General features: G+C 46.4%; 17 protein-coding genes and 1 riboswitch. All 17 genes read left to right on the plus strand.

Going from position 1 to position 20,990, the window contains the following annotated elements:
- Positions 1-90 precede the first annotated feature (90 nt).
- Positions 91-792: a class D sortase gene (locus tag AC58VC_RS35855; protein WP_497376295.1), complete on the plus strand. Its 702-nt coding sequence runs from the start codon at positions 91-93 to the stop codon at positions 790-792.
- A 73-nt stretch (positions 793-865) separates the two neighbouring features.
- Positions 866-953: riboswitch (cyclic di-GMP riboswitch) on the plus strand.
- A 12-nt stretch (positions 954-965) separates the two neighbouring features.
- Entirely contained in the window at positions 966-1,775 is an 810-nt protein-coding gene (locus AC58VC_RS35860) for a transglutaminase-like domain-containing protein (protein WP_497376296.1), read from the plus strand.
- A gap of 196 nt (positions 1,776-1,971) precedes the next feature.
- Complete coding sequence (locus AC58VC_RS35865) at positions 1,972-5,367, plus strand: collagen binding domain-containing protein (protein WP_497376297.1); 3,396 nt, start codon at positions 1,972-1,974, stop codon at positions 5,365-5,367.
- Between the two features lie 169 nt (positions 5,368-5,536).
- Positions 5,537-6,256 carry a vWA domain-containing protein gene (locus AC58VC_RS35870; RefSeq protein WP_497376316.1) on the plus strand — a complete coding sequence of 240 codons (720 nt, stop codon included), beginning with the start codon at positions 5,537-5,539 and terminating at the stop codon, positions 6,254-6,256.
- Positions 6,240-7,151: a protein kinase domain-containing protein gene (locus AC58VC_RS35875; protein WP_497376298.1), complete on the plus strand. Its 912-nt coding sequence runs from the start codon at positions 6,240-6,242 to the stop codon at positions 7,149-7,151. Before AC58VC_RS35870 ends, AC58VC_RS35875 begins: the two co-directional genes overlap by 17 nt.
- Positions 7,152-7,191: 40 nt before the next feature.
- The gene (gene tilS, locus AC58VC_RS35880) at positions 7,192-8,607 is read left to right on the plus strand and encodes a tRNA lysidine(34) synthetase TilS (RefSeq protein ID WP_497376299.1); all 1,416 of its coding nucleotides are present in this window, start codon (positions 7,192-7,194) and stop codon (positions 8,605-8,607) included.
- A 70-nt stretch (positions 8,608-8,677) separates the two neighbouring features.
- Positions 8,678-9,217 (plus strand): hypoxanthine phosphoribosyltransferase, encoded by a 540-nt coding sequence (gene hpt, locus AC58VC_RS35885; protein WP_497376300.1) that lies wholly within the window; start codon positions 8,678-8,680, stop codon positions 9,215-9,217.
- A gap of 97 nt (positions 9,218-9,314) precedes the next feature.
- Entirely contained in the window at positions 9,315-11,267 is a 1,953-nt protein-coding gene (ftsH, locus tag AC58VC_RS35890; RefSeq protein WP_497376301.1) for an ATP-dependent zinc metalloprotease FtsH, read from the plus strand.
- Positions 11,268-11,468: 201 nt separating this feature from the next.
- Positions 11,469-12,407 (plus strand): quinolinate synthase NadA, encoded by a 939-nt coding sequence (gene nadA, locus AC58VC_RS35895; RefSeq protein ID WP_157324474.1) that lies wholly within the window; start codon positions 11,469-11,471, stop codon positions 12,405-12,407.
- A gap of 138 nt (positions 12,408-12,545) precedes the next feature.
- Positions 12,546-14,156, plus strand: coding sequence for an L-aspartate oxidase (nadB, locus tag AC58VC_RS35900; RefSeq protein WP_497376302.1), 1,611 nt, complete (start codon positions 12,546-12,548; stop codon positions 14,154-14,156).
- Between the two features lies 1 nt (position 14,157).
- Positions 14,158-15,027, plus strand: a complete 870-nt coding sequence (nadC, locus tag AC58VC_RS35905; protein WP_497376303.1) for a carboxylating nicotinate-nucleotide diphosphorylase — start codon at positions 14,158-14,160, stop codon at positions 15,025-15,027.
- Positions 15,024-15,788, plus strand: coding sequence for a type III pantothenate kinase (locus tag AC58VC_RS35910; RefSeq protein ID WP_497376304.1), 765 nt, complete (start codon positions 15,024-15,026; stop codon positions 15,786-15,788). The genes nadC and AC58VC_RS35910 overlap by 4 nt, the downstream gene beginning before the upstream one ends.
- Before the next feature lie 23 nt (positions 15,789-15,811).
- Entirely contained in the window at positions 15,812-16,678 is an 867-nt protein-coding gene (hslO, locus tag AC58VC_RS35915; protein WP_497376305.1) for an Hsp33 family molecular chaperone HslO, read from the plus strand.
- A gap of 35 nt (positions 16,679-16,713) precedes the next feature.
- Positions 16,714-17,664 (plus strand): peptidyl-prolyl cis-trans isomerase, encoded by a 951-nt coding sequence (locus AC58VC_RS35920; RefSeq protein ID WP_497376306.1) that lies wholly within the window; start codon positions 16,714-16,716, stop codon positions 17,662-17,664.
- A 113-nt stretch (positions 17,665-17,777) separates the two neighbouring features.
- A complete protein-coding gene (gene cysK / locus AC58VC_RS35925; protein ID WP_497376307.1) occupies positions 17,778-18,719 on the plus strand; it encodes a cysteine synthase A in 942 nt (313 codons plus the stop codon).
- Positions 18,720-18,836: 117 nt separating this feature from the next.
- Positions 18,837-20,375: an anthranilate synthase component I family protein gene (locus AC58VC_RS35930; RefSeq protein ID WP_497376308.1), complete on the plus strand. Its 1,539-nt coding sequence runs from the start codon at positions 18,837-18,839 to the stop codon at positions 20,373-20,375.
- Between the two features lie 33 nt (positions 20,376-20,408).
- Complete coding sequence (pabA, locus tag AC58VC_RS35935; protein ID WP_497376309.1) at positions 20,409-20,990, plus strand: aminodeoxychorismate/anthranilate synthase component II; 582 nt, start codon at positions 20,409-20,411, stop codon at positions 20,988-20,990.

Raw genomic sequence — 20,990 nt, forward strand, 5'->3', positions numbered from 1 at the left:
CGTATAGAATAGAAATAAGGAAAATAATGGTTTGATTTTTCGGGAATGCGTGCTTGCGCATGAGATCCACGAGAAAGGCAGGTACCTCTGGTGATTAGAAAAAAGCTTTCACTGTTATGTATCATTCTTGGGATTATCATTTTCTTGTATCCGATGGCTAACGACCGATATGAGAGCTTTCAGCAGCAGAAGATTTTGAAGCAATGGGAGGACAATCTACAAATGATGGATCAGGCTGTTGTTGAGCCAGAGGAATCACCGCTGGTGGATGTGCCTGTCGTGGCTCCACCTCTTCCTGCTCCTGAGGTTGAGGCTGCGCCGACAAGTAGCCAGATGCCGCCTGTCCCTGTGGCCGTCGCAGCGACGCCGAAGCCTGTAGCGATGCCCAAGAACATGGAAGGTGTTCTCATCATCGATAAAATAGACCTCAAGCTGCCTATACTAACGGATGCTACGGTGAATAATTTAAAAGTATCCGTTGCTAGCATCGCCAATACCGGTAAAGCAGGGGCAATTGGCAATTATGCGATTGCAGGCCATCGAAATCTGACCTATGGGAAAAACTTCAATCGATTAGATGAAGTCACCGAAGGAGATTTAGTCGAAGTAGATACCGGGAATAAAAAGTATGTCTATAGAGTTGTTGATAAGCAGTACGTCCTCCCGGAAGACGTCTGGGTGCTCAAAGGTAACGGCAAAGATCGGGAGATTACGCTAATTACTTGCCATCCTATGGAAAATCCGACTCACCGAATTGCGATTAAGGGGATCCTGGTGCCATCCGAGAAATAAAACATGTAATATTTTGTCTATTCAGAGGTACGAGCCTATGTTAAGATTGCTGTATAAGGATTCGGTGCTTTTTCTCCGATAAAGGCAAATCTAGCGAAAACTAGAGACGCAAAGCTAAAGGGCCTTCCTTAGTAGAACTAAGTTGGCAGCCAGTTACCGAAAGGAGATTTCTTGTGTTTAAGAAACCAGTCAGACTAGCAATTCTTGCCGCGATACTAGGCAGCAGTCTTGCCCCGCAAGGGATATTGGCAGCTTCCACCTCGCCTATTATTGACAAAGTTGCTCTGAATAAAGGGATTATCTCGGTCAACTATGAAGGAGCGAAAAGTACCAAGGTTCTCGTCCGAATCATGAGTGGGAATGTCAAATATGACTACACTTTCGCTGAGGGAGATCAGTACCCTTTGCAGCTTGGCAATGGCGCATACAGCGTGGTGATTGGTGAGTCCATAGGACCGAATAAATATAAAGTGGTTGCGCAAGAACAAATAGATTTGGAGATGGAAGACGAGAACGCAGTCTTTCTACAGGCCATTCCACTGATTAATTGGAATATGGAGTCGAAAGCAGTCGTTCAGGCTAAGCAAATAGCGGGCGATAAAGAAATGGATATGGATAAAATAAAGGCCATTTACGGTTATATCACGACCCATTTTAAGTATGACTATAAGAAAGCCCGAACCGTTGCAGATAGTTATGTACCTGATCTGGATGTGATTTACGAAGCTTCCGAAGGAATCTGCTACGATTTTTCTTCTACTTTTGCTGCAATGGCAAGAAGTGAAGGCATTCCAACCCGTCTTGTTATGGGGTATGAGATACACGATCCTGAGACCTATCATGCGTGGAATCAAGTTTTCTTGAAGGAACGTAATGAATGGGTGACAATTGATACCACATACGATGCTGTGCATGTACAAGCTGGTGAAGCGGTTGAGTTAGAAAAAAACAGTGCTAATTATAAAGTAGCCAGAATATATTAAGATAGGAAAGTAACCTGTACTCATAACTGAGTGCAGGTTTTTTTGTTTGTTATTTTTTGTGAAGAAATATAAATTCCACTGATTTACAATACAGGTCGTATCATATACTATTAATAATGATACGACTTGTATCTTTTACATAAGGCATAAACAAATATTCTCTACAAGAATCAATTTGTGAATGGAGGTTTGAATAATGATGTTGAGGAAAAAAATGAGTACGCTGCTAATTACATTTTTAATTCTTATGCAGAGTATTTACGGGATTGGCGTTGGAACGGTGGCCAGTGCGAACACCATTAACGAGAACATTATAGACAGTGTGACCATGGCTGTATATGACAGTGCAGGGCAGGTCGTGACCGGTGACGTTTACGATCCGAACTCCAAGATACAGCTGGACTACACGTGGTCTCTGCCGAACGGTCTGTATCATAGCGGCGATACGTATTCCTTTCATCTGCCGCAGCAATTCTTACTTTTTAATGATATCAGCGGTGGCCTAGTGATGGGACAGGATCAGTTAGGAACATTCCATGTTGATCGGACTAGTCATCAAGTGGTGATCACCTTTAACGACTATATAGAAAGTCATGATAATGTACATGGTACGCTCACCTTCAAAACGCAAATAGATAAGAGCCAACTAACCGAAAGCACGATTGTCAATATTACCATACCGGTTAATTCAGGCGATCAGATTTTCACTCTTCATTTTCGACCGACGGTCAGCTCAACAATTGATAAAAAGGGAGTATCTGCAGGGTTCAATTCCAAGGATATTAACTGGACTGTTGATGTGAATAAGAAACTGGATTCTGTTCAGAATGCGGTGGTAACGGATCCTATCCCGGCAGGTCTATCTGTTCCTGTTACGGTGGCTGTTTATGAACTAGGAGTTCATCTAGATGGAACTGTGGTACAGGGAGCATTGGTGGATGCAAGCCAATATACAGTTGATATAACGGGACAAAATCTAGCTATTCATTTCGCGGAAAGTCCGATTACCAAGGCATATCGCATTCAATTTACGACGACAATAACGGATTCTAATAAAGAGACTTTCGTGAATACAGCAACGTTCAAAGGAAGCAATAAAGAAGCTGTTTCCGCTTCTGCAACGGTTCAGGTGCAGCAAGGTAGAGATTTGGATAAAGAACAGGATGGTTATAGTCCCGTTACGCAAGTCGTTAGCTGGTCTATTAAATATAATTATAAAGAGAAGACCATTGCTCAACCCCTTGCCTTCCTAAAGGACTTATTTAATGATACGCAACAGCTAGTCGCCGGCTCTCTTCATGTCTATAAGGTTACTCTGAGTTCGAACGGGACTGAAACACTGGGCAGTGAACTGCCAGCTTCTGAGTACACGGTAACGGCGGAGACAGGTACTGGCACTAAAGGATTTAAACTGCAATTTAATAACCAAATCTCCTCGGCTTATAAAATTACTTACCAAACCAAAGCAATTGATCGTGTTCTGAATAACGTGATCATTAAGAATACAGTCGAGTCAGGAAGCGGATATAGTGATTCAGCTACCCGCCCTGTTGAACAGGGAGTTATTTATAAATATCCTGGGCCGCCGGATTACAAGGCTAGAACCGAAGCTTGGAGTTTGGTCATTAACCGGGATAGTTATTTGATGAACAACGTAGTTATATTAGATACATTTCCGAACAAGGGCATGCGTTTCATACCAAGCTCGCTCGTCATCAAAAAGGGGACAGTGACCTTAACGTCGGCCGATTATGTTCTGGATAGTTCGGTCGATGTCAGCGATGGATTCCTCATCAGACTGACTGACCCGATTTCAGAGCCTTTGACGATTACTTACAAAACGGACTTTAATTTAGATTGGATTAGTCCTCTGGGAACTACAAGCTTCACAAATTTAGCTAAAATTGATTGGATAGACAAAACTGAAGTCGCACAGACCAAAACGGCACAAGCAAAATTTGACCCCAGAGTTGAAGTAATAAATAACGGCTTTAAATATGGCGCTTACAATGCGACTTCCAAAGAGATTACTTGGACAGTGGGGGTCAATTACAACGGCAAGGCCACTGAAATGGCTACTGTTCAGGATACTTTGGAGTCTAATCAGAAGCTAGTAGATGGTTCGCTTGCCGTCTACAAAATGATCATCGCTGTAGATGGTAACGCAACCCAAGGGGAAGCAGTCGACAAGTCGAAATACACATACACGGTTGACAGTCAGAATAAATTAAATATCAAATTCGATCCATCCATCCGAGAAGCGTATCAAATTGTCTTTAAGACGAGTCTGCAGGGTCAACTTATTAACAGCACTGTTTCCAACACAGCTAGACTGTTTGATGGAGAAACTCCTATCTCTAATAATCTAAGCGCCACCCTTAACATCCCTATGGGCGGAGAATACGTCAGCAAAAGCGGCGAACAAATCGTGGATAAAATAAGCTGGACTGTTCTTATTAATCGCAACCAATCCACGCTAAACGATGCCAAAATTGTTGATACTCCAACAAGTAATCAGCAATTACTGCCGAATTCCTTCCACTTATTTTCTACGAGTGTAGCTGGGAATGGCAATGTGACCAAAGGATCGGAATTAACAAAGGGCACGGACTACAATTTGGTCATTAACACAAGCAATGAAGGTAAGCAAACTTTTGAGCTGAGCTTCGTTAATCAGATATCGAGTCCTTATATTTTGGAGTATCAGTCCTTAATTAAGGCAAATGATCACGAAACGATTTCCAATAAAGTTAGTCTCAGCGGCAGCAACGTAACCTCAGTAGTTAAAGAAACAACGAAGGATATTGTGGTAGGTGTTTCTGGAGGGTCCGGTACAGGCGGAGGGGTCCGAGGATCATTAACCGTTAAGAAAATTGATTCGGCGAATAACACCTTATTGCTCAGTGGAGCAACCTTTGAATTATATCGGAAGTCAGGTACAACGAGGACACTGATTAACACATTAACGACGGATGAAACAGGGTCTGCTATTTTCAAGGATCTGCTTGCAGGCGATTATGTCGTTGTAGAGAAAACAGCGCCTTCCGGTTATGTATTAAACAGAGAAGAGAACCCGATTACGCTTCACTCAGCCGATGTTCTAAGTTTAAATGTCATAAATACTAAGGAGTCTGAACCACCAACGCCGACACCAACACCAACGCCAGAAGGGCCAACACCGACACCAACACCGACACCAACGCCAGAAGGACCATCATCAAGCCCGACACCAACACCAACGTCAACGCATACGCGAGATGAACCATCGTCAAATCCGACACCAAGTCCAACACCGAAAGCAGTACCAAGCCCAGCACCGAGCACTACGCCAGCGCCGTCGAAACCGCCAGTGCCTACTGTAACGCCGATGCCATCACCGCCAATGGTTCCTACTCCTTCCACGGATCCCAAACCACCGGCGCCTGATATTCCTATCGACACTGATAATAACGTTCCATTAGGGGGAATCCCTCCTATAACGAAGCCGGAAACCCTTCCGGTAACCGGGGAGTCCAGTCACTTGTATGTAGAAATCGCAGGTATCACCTTGGTCCTGTTGGGCCTTATCCTAAGAAGAAGATTCAGACCGTAGGATCTCTAATTCAAATTTCAATCCCAGGCCAGTCTGTCAGTCCCATCGGCAGGCTGGCTTTTTCATTTCCTATGGAAGATCGGTGATTAGAGCCTCTCAAAAATGGAAAAACTAGGAGGAGAACTGCTAGAGAGCAAATTTTCCTTAAGCTAGGGAGGTAAATGTCATGATGAAACAGATTTTGTTAATCACAGATGGTTGTTCGAATGTTGGTGTGAGTCCAGTCATCGCGGCTGCACAAGCGCATACAGAGGGTGTAACTGTAAATGTCATAGGTGTGGTCGACCAAGGAGAATTAGGCATGCTAGGCACGGAGGAGATACGCGAGATTGCCGCAGCAGGCGGGGGGATGAGTCGGATTGTTAATTCGGTCCAGTTGTCCCAAACGGTTCAGATGATGACGCGCAAAACCGTAACGACCACGATTCAGCATGCGGTAGGCAAAGAATTGCAAAGCATTCTGGGGATTAATCAGCTAGAACAATTGCCGCCAGAGAAGCGAGCTGAGGTCGTGCAGGTGATCGATTCCATGAGTGAAACTACTTCTCTTCGCGTAGCGCTTTTAATAGATGCTAGTGCTAGTATGAAGCCTAAGCTTGCAGCAGTGCGGGAAGCTATTCATGATCTTCTGCTAAGTCTTAGAGCCCGCAGTGGCAAGAGTGAATTAGCCGTATTTCACTTTCCGTCCACCAAAACGAGAGACCAAGAGCTGGAGATGGATCTCAACTGGACGAATCAGCTTGCAAATTTAGACAAGATGTTCTATAAAATAAACATGAAGGGTACGACTCCGACAGGTCCGGCGCTCCTGCAAACGCTGCAGTTCGTGACGGAGAACCCTGTCGCACCAACAACCGAGGATGGGATGCTGAGTGACTACGTGGTATGAGGAAGCTTTCCGTCCAGGGGCAGAGATCCAAGGGAAATGGAACGGCCGCAGTTATGTGGTCGAACGTTTATTAGGTGCTGGCTCTAACGGTGTTGTGGTTCTCGTACGAAGAGGAACGGCCAGATTTGCTTTGAAAGCAGGACATGAAACGGTTGACCACCAATCGGAGATTAATTCGCTTCTCGCCATATCCCTCACAGATACTTCCTTTAAGAATTTCTTAATCGATGCGGATGATATGAGGGTTCGCGGGAAAGATATATCTTTCTATGTCATGCGGTATATTGATGGAATGACGATCTCTCATTTTATACATAAGCGTGGGCAGGATTGGATTTATGTCATTGGCTCAAACCTGCTTCGAAAGCTGACGGAGATCCATAAGAGCGGTTATGTTTTTGGAGATTTGAAGATTGAGAACATGATCGTATCCAAGTATGGCGATGTAGACCTCATTGATTTTGGCGGGGTGACACCGAAGGGCAGAGCGATTAAGCAACTAACAGAAGTGTACGACCGCGGCTATTGGAATATGGGGGAGCGGGTTGCGGAAGAGAGCTATGATTTATTTTCATTTGCCATTTTACTTTTAAAATCGCTCGATCAGCGCAAACGCTTCACAGCTATGAACAAAATGCTCCCTCAGAACAGGGATATGGATCAACTTACGGCCATTATGCGAGAAAATTCAGTGGCAGCCCAGATCGCGCCATTTCTTCATAAAGCTTTGAAAGGCGAATTCACTACGTCGCAGGAGGCCTTTAACTATTGGAAAAAGCTGATCTCGGGTAAAAAGCTTTCACAACCCACTCTAAAAATGCCATGGCTGAAAATTTGTTTCGCCGCCTCCATTTTTATTTTTGGTGCTACTGTCTATGTGTATTGGTTGAATTAATTAATTACTGGGGAACAGGCAGGTCGGAAAGGAATATAGAATGGAAATCGATCTTGTCGCCAAAGTGCGGCAGCGAGTGACGAAAGAGAAGTTGGCGGATTCGGGAGATGTCGTCGTCGTTGCGGTTTCAGGTGGACCTGATTCCGTGGCGTTGCTTCATGTCCTTTTTGCGCTGACGGCCAGGTACAACTGGAAGTTGGTTGTAGCTCATGTGAATCATCAGTTTCGGGGGGCGGAATCGGATGCGGAGGCCTCTTTTGTAATGGAGCTAGCGAAAGAACTGAGTCTCCCTTGTGAAATTGGCGTTATCGATGTGCCGGCTTATATAGAGGAAACATCGTTGAATGGACAAGCAGCCGCGCGTGAGAAGCGGTATGAATTCCTTCATCAGGTTGCTGCGGATTACGGGGCTCAGCGAATTGCATTCGCGCATCATGCCGATGATCAAGCGGAAACAGTTATGATGAGAATCCTCCGAGGGACAGGCCCATCTGGCCTTGTCGGCATGCCGGAACGCAGGCGCGAAAAAAAAGTGGAACTGATTCGTCCTTTCCTACGTATATACAAAGCAGATATTGTGAATTATTGCGCTCAGCATAATATTACTTATTGTAAAGACAGCAGCAATGAGCTGCGGAAGTACTTTCGTAATCAAATTCGGCTGGATGTCATGCCGATGCTGAAGCAGTACAATGAACACCTTCCGGAGTCACTGAATCGATTGACGGATATGATGCGTGCTGAGGACGATTATTTGGCTGGAGAGACCGAGCAGGTTTTACGCCGGATCGTAAGTTTTCAGGAAGCGACGTGCCGGCTAAAGAGAAGTGATTTTGGCGGACTTCACGTTGCTTTACAAAGGCGTTTGATTAAATTAATATTAAACTGTCTTTGTTTGGGAATGGACCGGCTGGAATTTAACCGGATTGAAAGTATCCGCGAGCTGATCTTGCAGGATCAGGTTTCTAATCAAGTACTGCAGGTAGATGATGCCCTTTATATTGTGAGAGAATATGAAGCCATTCAATTTCAGACATTTGCTCCTTCGCCGAAGCCTTATGCTTATGCGATCGGATCCAATACTGATGTGCTGGACCTGCCGGAAATAGAAGCCAAGCTGCTTTGCTCTTGGATGCCTGTCAGTTCGCTAGAGACAGCTGCTTTACTCTCATCTGCAACGGACGTATTTTTGGATCTAGATCAACTTCAACTGCCGCTTGTTCTTCGAAGTCGCAGCTCAGGAGATCGATTGGAACCCTATGGTTTAAACGGGTCCAAAAAGGTAAAAGATATGTTCATTGATGCCAAAATGCCGTTAAGTCGGCGTGAGGTCATCCCGTTACTGGTCGATGCTTCCGGACAAATCCTCTGGATTGCCGGCTTTCGTAGGTCTAAGCACGCTCTTGTCGGTCCCGATACAGAACGTGTGCTTCATCTGAAGCTCGTGCTGAAGTAACATGCGTAAATTTCGTTCTTCTAGAATGTAAATTTATAAGGATTCATAATATAAACTAGGGGGTTCATCCTTGTACAGCGACATTCAAGACGTTCTTTACAGTGAAGAACAGATTCAAGGGAAGATTAAAGAATTAGGAGAGCAACTCTCCAAAGATTACGAAGGCAAGAATCCATTGGTCATTTGCGTGCTTAAGGGAGCTTTTATTTTCATGGCTGACCTGGTGAAGCAAATTAAAGTGCCATTGGAACTCGACTTCATGGCCGTTTCGAGCTATGGTCAATCCACGAAGTCATCCGGTGTTGTTAAGATTATCAAAGATCTTGATGTTCCCGTAGAAGGACGGCACATTCTTATCGTGGAGGACATTATCGATAGCGGTTTAACGCTGAGTTATCTGATTGATGTGCTTGAGCGACGCAATGCGAAGACGATCTCGGTCGTTGCGCTGTTTAATAAACCGGCACGCAGAACCGTTGAACTCGAACCTGATTACGCAGGTTATGTGCTTCCAGATGAGTTCGTTGTCGGATATGGTCTGGATTATGCAGAGAAATACCGTAACCTTCCATTTATCGGCATATTGAAACCAGAGATTTACTCAACTTAATGTCATATCTCCGGGCTTCTTCAATGCGGTTATGTTGTAGTGCTTTACCGGGATATGGTAAAATAATAAAAGTGTGCCGTTCGAGAGGAGGCTTGGGATGAATCGAATTATCCGGAATACCGGTTTTTATTTACTTATATTTTTGGTAACAGTAGGTATCGTCCATTTCATCAGTACCCAAAACGAACAAAAGGAATTAATTACTTACGATAAATTCCGCCAAGCGGTGGTTAACAAAAATGTGGAATCCGTCACATTGAAGTTCGATGGATACACGTATTTGATTAAAGGTAAGTATATTAACCCTCCAAGCGGTGCGGATAAGAAGAGTTTCGAAACTCATGCTCCGTATGAGCCGTTGGTCGTTCAACTGATTGAAGCAAATGGTGTTCCATCAGAAACGTATGAGACAATGGAGCGGGATAGCGTTTGGATTAGCTTCCTAACCTCTATCATCCCATTCGTCATTATCTTCATCTTGTTTTTCTTCTTACTGAACCAAGCTCAGGGTGGCGGCGGCAAAGTGATGAACTTCGGCAAAAGCCGTGCCCGCTTATATAATGAGGAGAAGAAACGTGTCACATTTGAAGATGTGGCCGGTGCTGATGAAGAAAAGCAAGAATTAATCGAAGTTGTTGAATTCCTCAAAGATCCAAGGAAATTCGCAGCGGTTGGCGCTAGAATCCCTAAAGGGGTCCTGCTCAATGGTCCTCCAGGAACAGGTAAAACATTGCTTGCACGAGCAGTTGCCGGTGAAGCAGGCGTTCCGTTCTTCAGTATTTCCGGTTCTGACTTCGTAGAGATGTTCGTCGGTGTCGGCGCATCCCGTGTTCGTGACTTGTTCGAGAACGCGAAAAAGAACTCACCGTGTATCATTTTCATTGATGAGATCGATGCGGTCGGTCGTCAACGTGGCGCTGGCTTAGGCGGCGGACATGACGAGCGTGAGCAAACCCTCAATCAGTTGCTTGTTGAGATGGACGGGTTTGGCGCTAACGAAGGTATTATTATCGTTGCTGCAACGAACCGCCCTGATATTCTTGACCCAGCCTTATTGCGTCCAGGTCGTTTCGACCGTCAAATTACGGTTGACCGCCCGGATATTAAAGGCCGCGAAGCTGTACTGAAAGTACATGCGCGCAATAAACCGCTTGCCAAAGATGTGAAGCTGGATGCTTTGTCCCGTTACACAACTGGATTTACAGGCGCTGATCTAGAGAATCTATTGAATGAAGCAGCTCTAATTGCTGCTCGTCGTAACCGTAAAGATATTTCCATGGCTGAGGTCGAGGAAGCTTTTGACCGTATTATTGTAGGTACGCAGAAGAAAAGCCGGATCATCAGTGAGACTGAGAAACGCATTGTTGCTTATCATGAAGCCGGACACGCAATTATTGGTTATCATGCGGAGAATGCAGATATGGTGCACAAAGTTACGATCGTTCCGCGCGGACGCGCTGGCGGTTACGTGATGATGTTGCCCAAAGAAGGCGAAGACCGCATGATGCAGACGAAGAATGAGCTGTTGGATAAAATTACTGGACTTCTTGGCGGTCGTGTTGCCGAAGAACTATTTATCGGTGAGATCGGTACAGGGGCATACAGTGACTTCCAGAAGGCTACAGGTATCGTTCGCCGCATGATTATGGAATACGGTATGAGCGATAAGCTTGGACCGATGCAGTTCGGAAGCTCTCAAGGTCAAGTGTTCTTAGGCCGCGATATTGGTCATGAGCAAAACTATAGCGATGCAATCGCTTATGAGATTGACCAAGAGATGCAAAGCTTTATTCGTACTTGTTATGACCGCGCACGCGCCATTCTTACGGAGCATGCCGATCAGATGCATCTAGTAGCCAAAACGCTGCTTGAGAAAGAAACGCTCGATAAGGATGAAATTATTGAGCTTCTGGAAAAAGGCAAGCTGAATGCTGGTGGGGTTGACGAGGACGTTAAAGTGAACATCCAGCCGCAAAGCAAAGAGAATGAAAGCAACAAGTTAGAGTTCGAAAAAGATAAAGATCCAAATTCGGATCAATCCGAAGAGTAACAAGCAATGGCAACTCGTAAATCCGGTGTACACGTCACGTGTACCCGGATTTTCTGCTTATTTCGGCTTTTTTACGCATTGACAGGGGATGCTGGAATGTGTAAATTAGTTGTAAATCTCTAATTTTAACGAGCTTAGATCATACTACTTTTAGATAGCTAAGAAGTACACTTTACATCCCAGATAGGGGAGGAAGCATCCATGGAAGCTTTAGCACTGGAGCGCAAAGCGGAGCAGAACCGAGAATTGAAAGAGCGGTTGCTTCAATTGAAGAAAGAACGGAATGCTATTATTCTTGCTCATTATTACCAGCGTGACGAAGTTCAAGAAGTTGCCGATTTCCGGGGGGATTCCTTTTTGTTAGCGCAAAAAGCGGCACAAACAGATGCAGATGTTATTGTTTTTTGCGGCGTCCACTTCATGGGAGAAAGCGCTAAAATTTTGGCGCCGAACAAAACCGTGATTATTCCGGATGAACGCGCAGGCTGTCCAATGGCAGATATGGTCAATGTTGAGGGTCTTCGTGCTTTGAAGCGCCAACATCCTAAAGCTAAGGTCGTTGCTTACATCAATACATCAGCTGATGTCAAATCAGAAACCGATATTTGTTGCACGTCCGCAAATGCCATAAACGTTATTAATTCCGTCGATTCGGATGAGATCATCTGGGTACCGGATAAAAATTTGGGCGACTATGTATCAAAATTCACAAGCAAAAAGGTGATCATCTGGGAAGGTTATTGCAATACGCATGATATGTTGACTGTCAAAGATGTAGAAGAAATGAAAGCGCAGTATCCGAATGCGCAATTTGTTGTACATCCCGAGTGCCGGCCAGAAGTCGTGAAGTTGGGCGATTTCGTGGGAAGCACGACAGCGATAATTAAATATTGCAAAGAGTCAGACTGCAAAGAGTTTATTGTTGGGACGGAAGACGGGACAGGTTACCAATTGCGCTTGGACAGCCCGGACAAACAATTCCATTTTGCAACCAAATACCTGGTCTGCCCTAATATGAAAGTAAACAATCTAAAGAAAATTGTGAAATGTCTGGAGACTATGCAACCAGAGATTTATGTACCAGAAGATGTAGCTGATAAAGCAAGGTTGTCCTTAGAGCGCATGTTACAAGTGAAGTAGCATGCGCTACTCTCTTGTTTAATTGAAAGAACGCATCAAATCGTTTGAATTAGTTTGCCCTCGTGAAGAAACAGAATCTCACTTTATTCCGGATTCTGTTTCTTTGCGAGAATTAATGGTGAAGAACGGGTGAGCGGCATGATTCCTAGATACCTCGTAGATGTAGACTTAAATTCCATTCCTCATGTACATACAGATGTGATTGTGATTGGCGCAGGTATTGCAGGATTGTTTACGGCTCTGCGCGCTAGTGAAAATAAGAAAGTTCTGATGATTACGAAGAAATCTCTCCTCGATAGCAATACGCGTTATGCACAAGGCGGGATTGCAGCTGTTATTTCCGATGAGGATTCACCTGAATATCATATGCAGGATACTTTGATCGCCGGCGCCGGCCTCTGCTCACCAGAGGCTGTTGACGTTCTTGTTCATGAAGGACCTAACGGCGTACAGGACTTGATTCAAATGGGAACTCAGTTCGATCTGGAGAATGGAGAGTTCGCTTTGACCAAAGAAGGAGCGCACAGCCAGCGCCGCATTCTGCATTCGAACGGCGACGCGACAGGAGCGGAAATTGTACGAGCTCTTTCGGAGCGCACGAAGCAAGATCCGAACATCGAGATCTGGGACGATCACTTCGTGATCGACCTGATCACGCAAGATGGCGAGTGCTACGGCGCACTCGTGCAGAAACCGGGCGGCCAGCGGGTGTTTGTACGTGGCAACGCCACGATCCTCTGCTCTGGTGGTGCGGGGCAGCTGTTCCGCTATACGACCAATCCAGATATCGCTACGGCTGACGGCATCTCGATTGCTTACCGCGCCGGTGCGCAAATTCAGGATGTGGAATTCGTTCAATTCCACCCAACGGCGTTGTGCTACCCTGGCGCTCCGCGCTTCCTGATCTCCGAAGCGGTACGCGGAGAAGGGGCTTACCTGCGTAACATCAAAGGTGAGCGCTTTATGGATAGATACCATCCGCAGCTTGAGTTAGCGCCTAGGGATGTTGTAGCTCGCGCTATCGTCGACGAGATGGAGAATTGCAAATCAACTTTTGTATACATAGATATTACACATGAATCTGAGGAACTCATCAAACATCGGTTTCCAACGATTTATGAGTATTGCTTAAATTATGGTTTGGATATGAGTACAGACTGGATCCCGGTTGCTCCTGCCGCTCACTATATGATGGGTGGCGTGAAAACTGATTTGCACGGAGAAACACATGTCCGCCGACTTTTCGCATGCGGAGAAGTGTCCTCTACTGGTGTACATGGCGCTAACCGATTAGCGAGTAACTCGTTGTCGGAAGCTATCGTATTCGGCAGAAGGATTATAGAACGTATTCAAGAGCTGCCGGCTTTGGAAGGCGACATTCAGATCCGAGCCGAGTCAGAAGCACCAAGAACGGAGATTCCGAATCAGGCTGTTGTTGAGAAGAAGCTGAAGCTGCAGAAAGTCATGCTGCGCTACGCGGGGCTTAAGCGTTCAGCGAAAGGCTTGCAAAAGGGCCATGATGAACTGTCCAGACAACTTTCCATCTTTGATTCTTTGATGACGAAACGTGAAGATTATGAGTTTGCTAATTTGCTGAACTGTGCGTTGCTTACGACAACTGCGGCTTTGGCGCGTGAGGAAAGCCGTGGCGGTCATTATCGCGAGGATTTCCCAGAACGGGATGATCATAGTTGGAAGAAGCATATTGTTTTTAAGCGCGGGGAAGATAGCATAGAGGAGTGGATTTAATATGCTGGATTTAAATATGGAACTTATTCGTAAACAGATTCGGCTTTGGCTAGAAGAAGATATTGGCACCGGTGATGTCACGACTCTGACAACGATCCCTTTGGACCATGCGTCCAAAGGGATTATCCACGTCAAAGAAGATGGAATCATCTGCGGTCTGCCAATCGCGCGCGAAGTTTTCGCTGTCGTCGATTCATCTCTTCTTTTTGAAACAAAAGTAGCAGAAGGAACGTCAGTTACTAAAGGGACAATTATAGCTGAAGTTCAAGGCAACACGCGGAGCATCCTGCTTGGCGAACGTTTGAGTCTTAACCTCATGCAAAGGTTGTCCGGTATTGCGACCAGAACGCGGGATTATGTTAATGCTTTGGAAGGTTTGCCGACTAGACTTGTTGACACAAGAAAGACAACACCGGGTCACCGGCTTCTTGAGAAATATGCCGTTCGCGTAGGCGGCGGTCATAATCACCGATTCGGTCTTTATGATGCTGTTATGATTAAGGATAATCACATTAAGGGCTCTGGAGGCATAACACAGGCTGTGCAAGCGGCCAGGAAGCAGATCCCCCACACGATGAAAATTGAGGTAGAGGTCGAAGATTTTGACCAACTACAAGAAGCACTATCGGCCCGAGCAGACATTATCATGCTGGATAATATGACGCCGGTCAAAATGAAGGAAGCAGTTTCCATAATTAAAAGCAAAGCTCCGCATATTGTAGTAGAGGGGTCAGGTTCTGTAACGCTACAGACCATTAAAGCTATGGCTGAATCGGGCGTAGATGTGATCTCGGTTGGACGGTTAACTTACTCGGTTGCAGCGCTGGATATTTCACTTGACCTTAATGAGCGGAAGGGGACAGCGTTATGATTCTTGTAATCGATGTGGGGAATACCAATATCGTGCTTGGCCTTTACCAAGAGCGTACGCTCCTGCACCATTGGCGAGTGAGTACGAATCGTTCGGCTACCGTTGATGAGTATGGTATGCAGTTGCACAGTCTGTTTCAACACTCAGGGATTAAATTCAGTGAAGTTGAAGGAGTTATCGTCTCTTCCGTCGTTCCTCCACTCGTTAGTGTGATGGAAAACCTTTGTAAGCATTATTTAAAAAGGACGCCATTTACCGTAGGCCCCGGCATTAAGACGGGACTGAATGTGCGGGTGGATAATCCCAAAGAGGTTGGGGCGGATCGGATTGTGAATGCTGTTGCGGCTCTTGAACTATATGGAGCTCCTTGTATTATTGTTGATTTTGGAACAGCTACAACCTATGACTATATCGATCCAGCCCAGCAGCTAGTGGGATGTGCGATTGCGCCGGGAATCGGTATCTCCACAGAGGCGTTATATCAAAAGGCGGCGAAACTTCCGCGTATTGAGCTTGTGAAGCCGAAAAGCGTAGTCGGCAAAAATACGGTAGCTGCTATGCAGGCCGGGATTATTTACGGTTACGTTGGTCAGGTTGATGGAATTGTAGAGCGTGTAAAACAGGAGTTTAATGTAAATCCTACCGTCATAGCAACGGGGGGCCTTGCAGAGTTGATCTCCAGTGAGTCCCGTACGATTCAGATCGTAAATCCTCTGCTAACACTGCAAGGATTACAAATGATTTATGAGAGAAATGCATAAGCTGTTAAAGGAAAGGACGTAACATGGGCGATTATTTAATTCGAGGAACGGCCCTCCAGGGAAGAGTTCGTGCTTTTGCGGTACAAACCACCGCCCTCACAGATGAACTTAGCCGAAGGCACCAAACGACGCCTACTGCCACAGCGGCCTTAGGAAGAACTGCAGCAGCTGGCCTTCTTCTGGGAGCCATGCTCAAGGGTGAGGAGCATCTCATTATCCAAGTCAAAGGAGATGGTCCAATCGGGCAGATTGTGGTCGATGCCAATGCCAAAGGTGAGGTGCGCGGTTATGTGGATAATCCACTAGTTGATCCTCCTCTCAAAGCGAATGGCAAGCTTGATGTTGCCGCTGCAGTGGGAACGGACGGCTTTTTGTACATAACCAAAGATTTAGGTCTCAAAGAACCCTACAAAGGCAGCACGCCACTAGTTACCGGAGAACTAGCTGAAGACTTCACTTACTATTTTGCGAAATCGGAGCAGACGCCTTCAGCTGTGGCCCTTGGTGTTTTGGTAAATACCGATCACTCCATCCTGGCAGCTGGCGGATTTGTTATTCAACTGCTTCCTGGATTAAGCGATCAAGAAATCGGAGAAATTGAGGAAATACTCTCGCGTATCCCTTCCTTTACAAGCATGCTCGGCGGCGGATTAAACCTGGAAGAAGTTCTGCAGACCGTATTACCTTCTTTTCAAACACTTGATCAAATGGACGTTATGTTCCGCTGTAAATGCAGTAGGGAGCGGATTGAATCCACTCTCATTTCCCTAGGGAAATCCGAGCTTCAAGAAATTCTCGATGACGAAGGTTTCGCCGAGGTCGTGTGTCATTTCTGTAATGAAGCCTATCGTTTCGATGAAGAAGAGTTGCAACGGATGATTGATCTGTAGATCAGCAGCATTATGGAAATGAAGAGGGAGTCAGGATGCAGAACGTTAAGCGATTGTGGGGAGTCATCATTCTGATGGCTGTATGTAATCTCGTGCTCGCATCCTTGCTGATCACCCATACTATGAACCAATCAGAATCGAGTCACCCAGCGGATCCTGAGCAGCAAGGCGAGCAGAACAATGAGCAGGTCGTAGCCAAAATTGGAAGTAGAGAAATAACGCGGCAAGAGCTTCAAACAGCGCTGGAACGTCATTATGGTGCAGAACTGTTAGGTCAACTGTTGGATCGTGAAGTGATACGTCTGGAAGGAAACGAGACGGGGACTACTATTGCAGACGCGGAGATTGCACGTGAGTTGAAGCGGATGCAGCAAGGTTATGAGAGCGAAGAACAATTTTATACCTCTATGCAGAATCAGTTAGGGCTCTCCCAACAAGAAATCAAAGAGGATGTTACGAATAAGCTTCTGTTGGAGAAACTCGCAACTAGCCATATTCAAATAACGGATGATCAGGTGGAAGCTTATGTCCAAGCGCATCCTGATGAATTTAAGCAGGAAACCGAGTACAACATCCAGCAGATTATTGTTTCTACTAAGGATCAGGCGAATAAGGTTATTACGGCACTGGCGAAAGGCGAAAGCTTCGAAATCCTGGCTAGAGATCGTTCCCTAGATGATGCAACCAATAACACAGGAGGGGACCTCGGCTGGATTGAGGGAGATGACCCATTTGTGGCAGCACCCGTTCTAGAGGCAGCGAAATTGTTGAAGGCTGGGGAAGTCAGCAAGCCAGTACCGTTAACGCAAGGATTTGCCGTAGTGAAGCTGAAGAACAAGCGTGATAAAGAAAATCCGGATCAAGCGTTTATTCGTGAAAATGTGCGCAGAGAGCTGGCACTACAGGAAGCGCCGCCGCTTAAGGATTATGTTTCGCAGCTTCGAACGAAGTGGAAAGTCGCGATTATTGATCCGGAGTTTAAGTAGCACTTAGTGAAAATGATGTTGACAACTAGTGGGCGCATTGATAAGATTAAATGTATAATACCGACTAATTAACTCGGAAATCATCTATTACTCAATCTGGAGGGGAACTAGCAATGGCAAGATTAGTACAAAGCATTACGGATTTGATTGGAGATACACCGCTTGTTCGTTTGAACCGTGTCGTTCCGGAAGGAAGCGCAGAGGTTTATGTTAAATTGGAGTATCAGAACCCTGGTGCCAGCGTTAAAGACCGTATTGCGATCTCCATGATCGAAGTAGCTGAACAAGAAGGCAAGATTAAGCCTGGTGATACGATTGTTGAGCCAACTAGCGGTAACACAGGTATCGGAATTGCACTAGTTGCAGCAGCAAAAGGATATAAAGCGATTCTGGTTATGCCAGAAACGATGTCTCTAGAGAGACGCAACCTGCTTCGTGCTTACGGTGCGCAACTTGTTCTTACACCGGGAGCAGAAGGAATGAAGGGTGCTATCAAACGTGCGGAAGAACTGAAAGCGGAGAATCCTTCCTACTTCATCCCGCAGCAATTTGAAAACCCAGCTAACGTGAAGGTTCACCGTGAAACTACAGGTCCAGAAATCGTGGAAGCGATCAAGGGTCACGATGGTAAATTGGATGCTTTCATTTCCGGTATCGGTACGGGCGGGACGATTTCAGGCGCTGGCAGCGTATTGAAAGAAAATTTCCCTGATATCAAAATTTATGCTGTTGAGCCTGCAGCTTCACCAGTTCTTTCCGGCGGCAAGCCAGGCCCTCACAAAATTCAAGGTATCGGTGCAGGTTTCGTTCCTGGTATTTTGAACACAAGCATTTACAATGAAATCATTGCGGTGGAGAACGAAGATGCTTTCGAAACTTCCCGACGCGTAGCCAAAGAAGAAGGTATTCTTGGCGGCATTTCCTCAGGTGCAGCGATTTTTGCAGCATTGAAAGTTGCCAAAGAACTCGGAGCTGGCAAACGTGTTGTTGCTATCATTCCAAGTAACGGTGAACGTTACCTGTCAACGCCGCTTTACCAATTCGAAGAGCAATAAAATTGATTTCCGACCCAACAAGCCTCAGCTCTCGCAGCTGGGGCTTTTTTTCTGTGATAGGTTGGAGTATACTAATGGACAACTAATCCTCGGATATTATTGGAAGGAGGGGCAATTATGATCGTAACAACCCTAGAGCAATGGCGCAGTTGGTCCTCCGCGTATACCATGTTGCCTTACGTCGTTAAGTTTGAACTGGACAAAGATCGCATCTTCTCATGGGAATCAGCCTGGAAGGAAGCGGCGCCAGATTCCTTCGTACTGGAGAGCGGGAAGGGAGGAAGATACACGTTCCTCGGAATACAACCATTTTCAACTGTACATGGAAAAGGAATGGAAGCCGACATGACCTTGTCCGGTCATGTAACTCGTATGAAAGGCGAACCGCTTTCGATCGTGAAAAAGTGGATGTCCCACTATCTTAGTCCCAAAGTAGAAGGCGGTCCTAAGTTTTTAGGAGGATGCGTCGGGTATTGGAGTTACGATGTAATTCGTACCATCGAGAAGCTTCCAACCCAAGCGGCAGACGATCTGCCAATTCCAGATTACAGCTTCGCTATGTATGATCAAGTATGGGCAGTAGATCACCTTGAGAAGAGCCTATACATCACAGTGCACATGCCTTTGCAGGCGGACCTGACTGCAGATGACGCGTATCTGCAGCAGCTGTACGCGCAGGCGCAAGCCCAGGCAGAGGCCATGCTCCGTCGCTGGCAGGCCATCTGCGCTAACGGCACGGCGGGCTCGCAGCGCGGCGGCACGGAAGGAACATCGATCGCGCGCGAGCAGCTGCACATCGATGTAGAGAGCATCGCAGGCATCGAGCCTGCGTTCGGCAAAGCCGACTACATGGCGGCGGTGCAGCGCATCCAAGCCTATATCTCTCAAGGTGACGTGTTCCAAGTCAACTTGTCAGTGAGACAGAGCCGGCGGCTGAACACGACGCCGGAAGAGATCTACGAGGCACTGCGCATCGTCAATCCCTCGCCTTACATGGGCTTGCTGCGCTTCGCAGGCTTCGCCCTCGTCTCCGGCTCGCCGGAGCTGCTCGTGCAGCTGGAGGACGGCGTCCTGCGGACGCGTCCTATCGCAGGCACGCGCCCGCGCGGCAAGGACGAGCAAGATGACCTGCGCCTGGCCGGGGAGCTCATCGACAACGAAAAAGAGCGCGCCGAGCACGTCATGCTGGTCGACCTCGAGCGCAACGATCTTGGCCGTATCTCCAAGTACGGCTCCGTCCGTGTCAAAGATTTCATGGTCATCGAGTATTATTCCCATGTCATGCATATCGTCTCTGAAGTGGTTGGCGAGCTTGCGGAAGGAAAGGATGCGTACGATGTCATTGCGGCTACGTTCCCTGGAGGAACAATCACGGGCGCGCCGAAGATTCGGACGATGGAAATCATTGAAGAGTTAGAACCAGTCCGTCGCGGCCCCTATACGGGTTCTATGGGGTGGATTGACTATAATGGGAATATGGAATTTAATATTATTATACGCACGCTTGTGGCGGCAGAAGGTATGGGGCATATTCAAGCGGGAGCGGGGATCGTTATCGATTCTATTCCCGAGCGTGAGTATATCGAATCTTTGAATAAAGCCAAAGCGATGTGGAAAGCAATCGAATATAGCGAGCGGAGCATGAGCCGAGCTTAAGCCTGAGCAGGGCTGACGAAAGGGGAGCTTAGAATGATTTTAGTGATTGATAATTATGATTCGTTTACGTACAACCTCGTCCAATACTTGGGGGAAATTGGGGAAGAAGTCATCGTTCGTCGCAACGACGAAATTGATTTAGCAGGTGTGGAGGTCTTATCGCCGGACCATATCTTAATATCTCCGGGTCCTTGCACGCCGAATGAAGCCGGTATTAGCCTATCACTGATTGACCATTTCAAGGGTAAAATCCCCATTTTCGGCGTTTGTCTGGGACATCAGTCCATTGGACAAGCTTTTGGCGGCGACGTCATTCGCGCTGAGCGCTTAATGCACGGCAAGACATCCGAAATTTTTCATGATGGCCAAACGCTATTTGAAGGGTTACCATCTCCTTTTATTGCAACGCGTTACCATTCCTTGATTGTCAAAGCAGAGACGCTGCCTGATTGCTTGGAAGTCAGTGCGCGTACCGCTGAAGGTGAAATCATGGCATTGCGTCATAAGGAATATCCAATTGAGGGCGTTCAGTTTCACCCAGAATCCATTATCACGGAGCATGGCCACCAAATGCTGCGTAATTTTCTTCGCCGAACGGCTAAAGCAGGAGCTTAA

Source organism: Paenibacillus sp. J22R67, assembly GCF_059692175.1.

Excerpts from the sequence above, each read along its gene's own strand:
- nadA (WP_157324474.1), top strand. The coding sequence starts at position 11,469 with ATGGAAGCTTTAGCACTGGAGCGCAAAGCGGAGCAGAACCGAGAATTG.
- tilS (WP_497376299.1), top strand. The coding sequence starts at position 7,192 with ATGGAAATCGATCTTGTCGCCAAAGTGCGGCAGCGAGTGACGAAAGAG.
- AC58VC_RS35865 (WP_497376297.1), top strand. The coding sequence starts at position 1,972 with ATGATGTTGAGGAAAAAAATGAGTACGCTGCTAATTACATTTTTAATT.
- AC58VC_RS35870 (WP_497376316.1), top strand. The coding sequence starts at position 5,537 with ATGAAACAGATTTTGTTAATCACAGATGGTTGTTCGAATGTTGGTGTG.
- nadB (WP_497376302.1), top strand. The coding sequence starts at position 12,546 with ATGATTCCTAGATACCTCGTAGATGTAGACTTAAATTCCATTCCTCAT.
- pabA (WP_497376309.1), top strand. The coding sequence starts at position 20,409 with ATGATTTTAGTGATTGATAATTATGATTCGTTTACGTACAACCTCGTC.
- ftsH (WP_497376301.1), top strand. The coding sequence starts at position 9,315 with ATGAATCGAATTATCCGGAATACCGGTTTTTATTTACTTATATTTTTG.
- nadC (WP_497376303.1), top strand. The coding sequence starts at position 14,158 with ATGCTGGATTTAAATATGGAACTTATTCGTAAACAGATTCGGCTTTGG.
- AC58VC_RS35930 (WP_497376308.1), top strand. The coding sequence starts at position 18,837 with ATGATCGTAACAACCCTAGAGCAATGGCGCAGTTGGTCCTCCGCGTAT.
- cysK (WP_497376307.1), top strand. The coding sequence starts at position 17,778 with ATGGCAAGATTAGTACAAAGCATTACGGATTTGATTGGAGATACACCG.
- AC58VC_RS35920 (WP_497376306.1), top strand. The coding sequence starts at position 16,714 with ATGCAGAACGTTAAGCGATTGTGGGGAGTCATCATTCTGATGGCTGTA.
- AC58VC_RS35910 (WP_497376304.1), top strand. The coding sequence starts at position 15,024 with ATGATTCTTGTAATCGATGTGGGGAATACCAATATCGTGCTTGGCCTT.
- hslO (WP_497376305.1), top strand. The coding sequence starts at position 15,812 with ATGGGCGATTATTTAATTCGAGGAACGGCCCTCCAGGGAAGAGTTCGT.